The organism is Pseudokineococcus marinus, from assembly GCF_013004605.1.
GTDB classification, from domain to species: domain Bacteria; phylum Actinomycetota; class Actinomycetes; order Actinomycetales; family Quadrisphaeraceae; genus Pseudokineococcus; species Pseudokineococcus marinus.
This window is the reverse complement of record NZ_JABEMA010000183.1, coordinates 1-6,331: the sequence shown is the minus strand read 5'-3', so window position 1 is coordinate 6,331 and position 6,331 is coordinate 1. Positions and strand designations below refer to the sequence as shown.

The following is a 6,331-nucleotide window of genomic DNA, read 5'->3' as shown; positions in this document are numbered from 1 at the left end:
GCCGGTGGCCCAGATCGCCACGGCGAGGCGGCGCTGGCCGCCGTCGGGGAAGACCGAGCGCAGCAGCGCGAGGGTCGGCGGCATGAGCATCGCGCCGAAGACGCCGAGCAGCGCCCGCGCGCCGACGGCGGGGGCGAAGTCCTCGAGCCGACCGGCGCCGCCGCTGGCGACGACGGGGACGCCGACCACACCGCGGACCGCGCGGAGCATCTCGAGGTCGAAGCCGCCGGTCGTGCCGTCGGCGTCGACGGAGTTGAGGAGTATCTCCCCCGCGCCCAGGCGGGCGGCCTCCGCGGCCCAGGCGAGCGCGTCGATCCCGGTCCCCCGGCGCCCGCCGTGCGTGGTGACCTCGAAGCCGGACGGCGTGCGCTCGGCCTCCGGGGTGCCCGGCGGGCAGCGGCGGGCGTCGACGGACAGGACGAGCACCTGGGCGCCGAAGCGGTCGGCCACCTCGGCGACGAGCCGCGGCCGCGCGACGGCCGCGGTGTTGACCCCGACCTTGTCGGCGCCGGCGCGCAGGAGCCGGTCGACGTCGGCGACCGTGCGCACGCCCCCGCCCACGGTGAGGGGCACGAAGACCTGCTCGGCGGTGCGCGCGACGACGTCGTAGGTCGTGGACCGCTCGTCCGTGCTCGCCGTGACGTCGAGGAAGACGAGCTCGTCCGCGCCGTCGTCGCCGTACTGGCGCGCGAGCTCGACCGGGTCGCCCGCGTCCCGCAGGCCGGCGAAGCGGACCCCCTTGACGACGCGGCCGGCGTCGACGTCGAGGCAGGGGACGACGCGGACGGCGAGGCTCACGCGCACCAGCCTAGGGACCGCGGCGCCCCGGGCCCGTGCGCCCTCCCGCCCCCCGTCCTGTGCGTCCTCCCACCCGCCGTCCCGCGCGCCGTCCTCGTCGAGGGCCGCAGCGGCGCGGGCAAGACGACGCTGGCCGCCGCGCTGGGGGCGGCGCTGGGCGCTCCCGTGCTGCACCTGGACGACCTGTACCCGGGGTGGGACGGGCTGGAGGCCGGTGCTGCGCGCCTCGCGGACGAGGCCCTGCCGGCCTGGCGGGCCGGCCGCGCCGCCCGGCTGCGGCGCTGGGACTGGGACGCCGGCGCCTGGTCGGGCGCCGGGGACGACCTGGTCGTCGCCCCCGGGCCGCTGCTCGTCGTCGAGGGCGTGGGGGCGGGCGCCGCGGAGCTCGCGCCGGGCGACGTCCTCGTGTGGGCGCAGGCGCCCGACGAGGTGCGACGGCACCGGGCGCTGGCGCGCGACGGCGAGGCCTACGCCCCCCACTGGGACCGCTGGGCCGCCCAGGAGGAGGCGCACCTGCGCGCGCACGCGCCCGCCGCGCGCGCCGACGTCGTCGTCGTCACGGGCTGAGGGCGGCGGGAGCACCGCCCGGCACCGGCACCCGGGAGCAGCTGCCCCTCGGAGCACCGGCACCTGGGAGCACCGGCACCTGGGAGCATCGGCGCGTGCCCGGCAGCCGTGCGAGCCAGCGCCTCGACCTCCAGCGCGTCTGGCAGCTGCGCGCCGCCGTCCGCGGGCGCCGCTCGGCGCGCGAGCGCCTGGCCCGGCTGCGCCGGCGCGGCCCCAACATCGTCCAGTGCGCGCTCGCCGCGGGGGCGGCCTGGGCCATCGCCCACCTCGTCCTGGGCCACGCCACGCCCTTCTTCGCGCCCGTCGCGGCGGTCGTCGCGCTCGGCCAGTCCTACGAGGGCCGGCTGCGGCGCACGGGCGAGGTGGTCGTCGGCGTCGCCCTGGGCATCGCCGTCGGGGACCTGCTCGCGAGCTGGCTCGGCACGGGCGTGTGGCAGCTCGCCGTCGTGGTGGGCCTGTCGATGGCCCTTGCCGTCCTGCTCGACGCCGGCCAGCTGCTCGTCACGCAGGCGGGCGTGCAGGCCAGCATCGTGACCTCGCTCGCCGCGCCGGCGTCCGCGGGGCTCGACCGCTGGGTCGACGCGCTCGTCGGCGGGGCCGTGGCGCTCGTCGTGGCGGCCCTCCTGCCGACCGCGCCGCTGCTGCGGCCGCGCCGCCTCGCCGCCGCCGCGACGGGCGAGGTGGCGCTGCTGCTCGCCGAGGCCGCCGCCGCGGCCAAGCACGCCGACGGCGAGCGGGCGCAGGCGGCGCTGGACCGGGCGCGCGCCGGGCAGCGGGCCTTCGAGGACCTCGCGCCCGCGGCGCAGGAGGCCCTGGAGGGGCTGCGGCTCTCGCCGTTCCGCCACCGCCACCGCCCGGGGCTCGAGGTGGTCCGCGACCTCGCCGTCCCCCTCGACCGGGCCATGCGCAACGTGCGCGTGCTCCTGCGGCGGGTGGCCGTCGCCGAGCAGCGCGACGAGCCGCTGCCGCCAGAGCTGTGGACGCTCCTCGAGGAGCTCGCCACCGGTGCTCGGCTGCTGTCCGAGGCCGTGGACGCCGGGCGGCGCGACGACGACCTCCTCGACGACCTCGTCGACCTGGGCCGCCGCGCCGGCGTCCTCGGGAGCCGGCGCCTCGGGCTGTCCGCCGCGGTCTGCGTCGGGCAGCTGCGCAGCACCGTCGTCGACCTGCTGCAGGTGGGCGGGATGTCGACCGAGCAGGCCCTGGCCGCCGTCCCGCCGGTCGACTGAGCCTCAGCGGTCGTCGCGGGGGCCGTGGAGGGCCACGAGCGTGGCCAGGCGCTGCGCCTCGGCCTCGGCGGCGGCGCCGTCGGCGCGCTGCACGGCCATGACGGGCAGGACGTCGCCGTCCGACAGGTCCAGCTGCACCCACGGCTGGCCCCCGCCGAAGCGCACCTGGACGACCTCGGCCCACTCCAGGCGCCGGGACAGGAAGAGGTTCTGCACCTGCAGCCCCCGCTCGTCGACGACGACGCGGACGCGGGCCTGCAGCGCCATGAAGCCCGCGACGAGGGCGCCGACCACCACGAAGGCGACGCGGTCGAAGGTCCCCACCTCGGGCACGACGACGGCGAGCACGGCGCCGCCGAGCAGCGCGGCGGCGCCGACGACGACGGCGACCACGCGGGCCCGGCGCGGGGCGAAGGCGCGGTGCAGGCGGGCGCGCTCGGACGCGCGCCCGTCGTCGGGGCCGCCGCGCTGGGCGCCGGAGAGGTCGGCCACGTCAGATCCGGCAGGCGTGGATCGTCGTGACGAGGATGGCGCGGGCGCCGATCTCGTAGAGCCGGTCCATGACCGCGTTGACCTCACCGCGCCGCACCATCGACCGCACGGCCACGTAGCTGGCGTCGCGCAGGGGCGAGACGGTCGGCGACTCCAGGCCCGGCGTGACCGCCGAGGCGGCGTCGAGCAGGTCGACGTGGACGTCGTAGTCGACCATGACGTACTCGCGGGCGACGAGGACGCCCTGCACCCGGCGCACGAGGACGTCGAGCCCCTCGGGCGCGGCCGTGCCGCGCCGCTGCACGAGCACCGCCTCGGACCGCAGGATCGGGTCGCCGAAGACCTCGAGCCCGGCCGCCCGCAGCGTCGAGCCGGTCTCGACGACGTCGGCGATGACGTCGGCGACGCCCAGGGCCACGGAGATCTCCACGGCGCCGTCGAGGCGCACGACCGGGGCGTCGACGCCGTGCTCGGCGAGGTGGGCGCGCACGAGGCCGTCGTAGCTCGTGGCCACGCGGCGCCCCGCCAGCCCCGTCACGTCGGCGGGCGCCTCCCCCGTGCGGGCGGCGAAGCGGAAGGTCGACGAGGCGAAGCCGAGCTCGAGCACCTCCGCGGCGTCCGCGCCGGAGTCCAGGAGCAGGTCCCGGCCCGTGATGCCGGCGTCGAGCGTGCCGGCGCCGACGTAGACCGCGATGTCGCGGGGGCGCAGGAAGTACAGCTCCACGTCGTTGGCGCGGTCGTGGAGCACGAGCTCGCGACCCGTCCGGCGCTCGGCGTAGCCGGCCTCGCGCAGCAGGGCGGCGGCGGGCTCGGCGAGCGAGCCCTTGTTCGGGACGGCGATGCGCAGCACGGGCGGGTCTCCTGGGTGGTGCCGGGGGCGGGCGGCGGGTACGCGGGTGCGGGGCGGTTCAGAGGTGGGCGTAGACGTCCTGGAGCGTCAGCCCCCGGGCCAGCAGCAGCACCTGCAGGTGGTACAGCAGCTGGGAGACCTCCTCGGCGGTCCGCTCGTCGCTCTCGTGCTCGGCGGCCATCCACACCTCGGCGGCCTCCTCGACGACCTTCTTGCCGATGGCGTGGACGCCGGCGTCGAGCTCGGCGACGGTGCGCGAGCCCTCCGGGCGCTGCTCGGCCTTGGCGGCGAGCTCGGCGAACAGGTCGTCGAAGGTCTTCACGGGGGCCCAGGCTAGGTGCACGGGTCAGGTGTCCGAGCCGGGTGGTCGAGCCAGGTGGCGGGCCGGGTGCCCTCAGCCCAGCGCCGTCACGGCCGGGTCCGCCGGTCCGTCCGCGCCGGGGCCGGCGCGCCCCTCGCGCCGGCGGGCGACGACCCACGTCCGCGCGCCCCAGACGACGAAGCCCGCGTACACGAGGTAGAGCACGGCGGAGGGGTAGTACCCGGCGGCGAGCAGCAGCGGCACGCCGACGACGTCGACGGCGATCCACACGAGCCAGAAGTCGATCCAGCCGCGGGCCATGCCGTAGGTCGCCAGCAGCGAGCCCGTGAAGATCCACGCGTCCGGGTAGGGGCCGAAGGAGTCGAGCCGCGCGAAGACCTGCGCGAGGCCGAGCGTGCCCACGACCATGACGGCGACGAGCGCGGCCCGCTCGCGACCGGTGGCCCACCGCGGCGCCACGGCCGGGGCGCCCGCTCCCCCGGCGCGCCGCGTGCGGCTCCACCGCACCCAGCCGTAGACGCTGACGAGGAGGAAGAACACCTGCCGGCCGGCCTGCCCGTAGAGGTCGACGGCCTGCGGCGTCGCGAAGACGCCACCGAGGAAGACGGTGAAGAGCAGGGCGTTGCCGACGACGCCGACCGGCCAGGCCCACACGCGCCGGCGCATCCCGCCGACGGCCGAGGCCAGGCCGAAGAGGTTGCCGACGACCTCGCGCAGGAGCAGGGGGACGCCCCCGATGACGACCGCGGCGTCGAGGACGGACGCCAGGGCGTCCACGGCGCCGCTCACCCGCGGTCGGAGGGGGCGGACGCCGCGGTGCCGGCAGCTGCGGCGGCGGCCCGGGTACGCAGGTCCTCGACCGCGGCCGCCGCGTCCTCGGCGCCGTAGACGGCCGAGCCCGCGACGAAGACGTCGGCGCCCGCCTCGGCGGCGCGGCCGACCGTCTCGGCGCTGACGCCGCCGTCGACCTGGACGGCCACCGGCAGGCCCGCGGCGGAGATCGCCGCCCGCAGGCGCCGGACCTTCGGCAGCACGACGTCGAGGAAGGACTGGCCGCCGAAGCCGGGCTCGACGGTCATGAGGAGCACCATGTCGACCTCGCCGAGGAGGTCGACCCACGGCTCCACGGGCGTCGCCGGGTTGAGCGCGACGGCGGCGCGCGCCCCGAGGCGGCGCAGCTCGCGGGCCAGCCGGACGGGCGCGGCCGCGGCCTCGGCGTGGAAGGTGACGCCCGCCGCGCCGGCCTCGGCGTACGCGGGCGCCCACCGGTCGGGCGCCTCGACCATGAGGTGGCAGTCCAGCGGCAGGTCGCTCACCTGCGCGAGGCGCTCGACGACGGGCAGGCCGAGCGTGAGGTTGGGCACGAAGTGGCCGTCCATGACGTCGACGTGCACCGCGTCCGCCGTGGGGATGCGGCGCACCTCGGCGGCGAGGTCGGTGAAGTCCGCCGACAGGATGCTCGGGTGGACCCGCATCGCGCTCTGCGGTCCCCCGCTGCGCGGGCTGCTGTCCTCCGGGCTGGTGCCCGCGGGGCTGCGGTCGTCGTCCGTCACGCCCGGAGCCTACGAGCCGCGAGCGGGTGCGGCGGGTCGGCGGCTCTCGGCACGAGCGTCCGGGGCCGGGCGGCGGAGGGGCACGTCAGGCCGGCGCCCCGCCTCCTGCGCGACAGCGCCCCCGCGCGGGCCGACCGCGGCGCGCGGAGCCACCTCACGCCGTGCGGCGCAGCAGGGCCAGGAACATCGCGTCGGTGCCGTGGGCGTGCGGCCACAGCTGGGCGGTGCGCCCTCCGCCGTCCCTCCCGGTGCCCTCGTCGACGGGCGGCGCCGTGCCCGGGACGGGCGAGAGCGCCGCGGCGTCGAGGACGGCCGGGGCGTCGAGGAGCTCGACCGCGCCGCGCCGGACGGCGTCGCGGACGACGGCGACCGTCTCGGCGGGGTGCGGCGAGCACGTCACGTAGGCGACGACGCCGCCGACGCGCACCGCCGCCAGCGCGGAGGCGAGGAGGTCGCGCTGCAGCGGGCCCAGCCCCGACAGGTCCGAGGGCTGCCGGCGCCAGCGCGCCTCGGGGCGGCG

General features: G+C 78.3%; 8 protein-coding genes and 1 pseudogene. 2 read left to right on the top strand and 7 right to left on the bottom strand.

Annotation, left to right across the window (positions count from 1 at the left end; translation table 11 throughout):
- The coding region (gene hisF, locus HLB09_RS11495; RefSeq protein WP_171203505.1) for an imidazole glycerol phosphate synthase subunit HisF at nt 1–798 on the bottom strand (798 nt) is incomplete at its 3' end.
- 165 nt (nt 799–963) lie between these two features.
- Here hisF and HLB09_RS11490 point away from each other — a divergent pair.
- Together HLB09_RS11490 and HLB09_RS11485 are read left to right on the top strand one after the other, a co-directional pair.
- Nucleotides 964–1,365, top strand: coding sequence for a nucleoside/nucleotide kinase family protein (locus HLB09_RS11490; protein ID WP_212770943.1), 402 nt, complete (start codon nt 964–966; stop codon nt 1,363–1,365).
- Nucleotides 1,366–1,460: 95 nt separating this feature from the next.
- Nucleotides 1,461–2,594, top strand: a complete 1,134-nt coding sequence (locus HLB09_RS11485) for an FUSC family protein (protein WP_171203504.1) — start codon at nt 1,461–1,463, stop codon at nt 2,592–2,594.
- A gap of 3 nt (nt 2,595–2,597) precedes the next feature.
- Here the strand turns inward: HLB09_RS11485 and HLB09_RS20015 are convergent, their stop codons facing one another.
- The 6 genes and pseudogenes from HLB09_RS20015 to HLB09_RS11455 form a co-directional block, all read right to left on the bottom strand.
- On the bottom strand, nt 2,598–3,086 hold the full coding sequence (locus HLB09_RS20015) for a PH domain-containing protein (protein WP_212770942.1): 489 nt from the start codon (nt 3,084–3,086) through the stop codon (nt 2,598–2,600).
- Between the two features lies 1 nt (nt 3,087).
- Nucleotides 3,088–3,936 carry an ATP phosphoribosyltransferase gene (hisG, locus tag HLB09_RS11475; protein ID WP_171203503.1) on the bottom strand — a complete coding sequence of 283 codons (849 nt, stop codon included), beginning with the start codon at nt 3,934–3,936 and terminating at the stop codon, nt 3,088–3,090.
- 58 nt (nt 3,937–3,994) lie between these two features.
- On the bottom strand, nt 3,995–4,258 hold the full coding sequence (locus tag HLB09_RS11470; protein WP_171203502.1) for a phosphoribosyl-ATP diphosphatase: 264 nt from the start codon (nt 4,256–4,258) through the stop codon (nt 3,995–3,997).
- Nucleotides 4,259–4,330: 72 nt separating this feature from the next.
- Nucleotides 4,331–5,035 (bottom strand): nicotinamide riboside transporter PnuC, encoded by a 705-nt coding sequence (gene pnuC, locus HLB09_RS11465; protein WP_171203507.1) that lies wholly within the window; start codon nt 5,033–5,035, stop codon nt 4,331–4,333.
- 8 nt (nt 5,036–5,043) lie between these two features.
- Entirely contained in the window at nt 5,044–5,733 is a 690-nt protein-coding gene (gene rpe, locus HLB09_RS11460) for a ribulose-phosphate 3-epimerase (RefSeq protein WP_171203506.1), read from the bottom strand.
- Nucleotides 5,734–5,965: 232 nt separating this feature from the next.
- Nucleotides 5,966–6,331 (bottom strand): annotated as a pseudogene (locus tag HLB09_RS11455) (rRNA small subunit methyltransferase B); the annotation flags it as partial.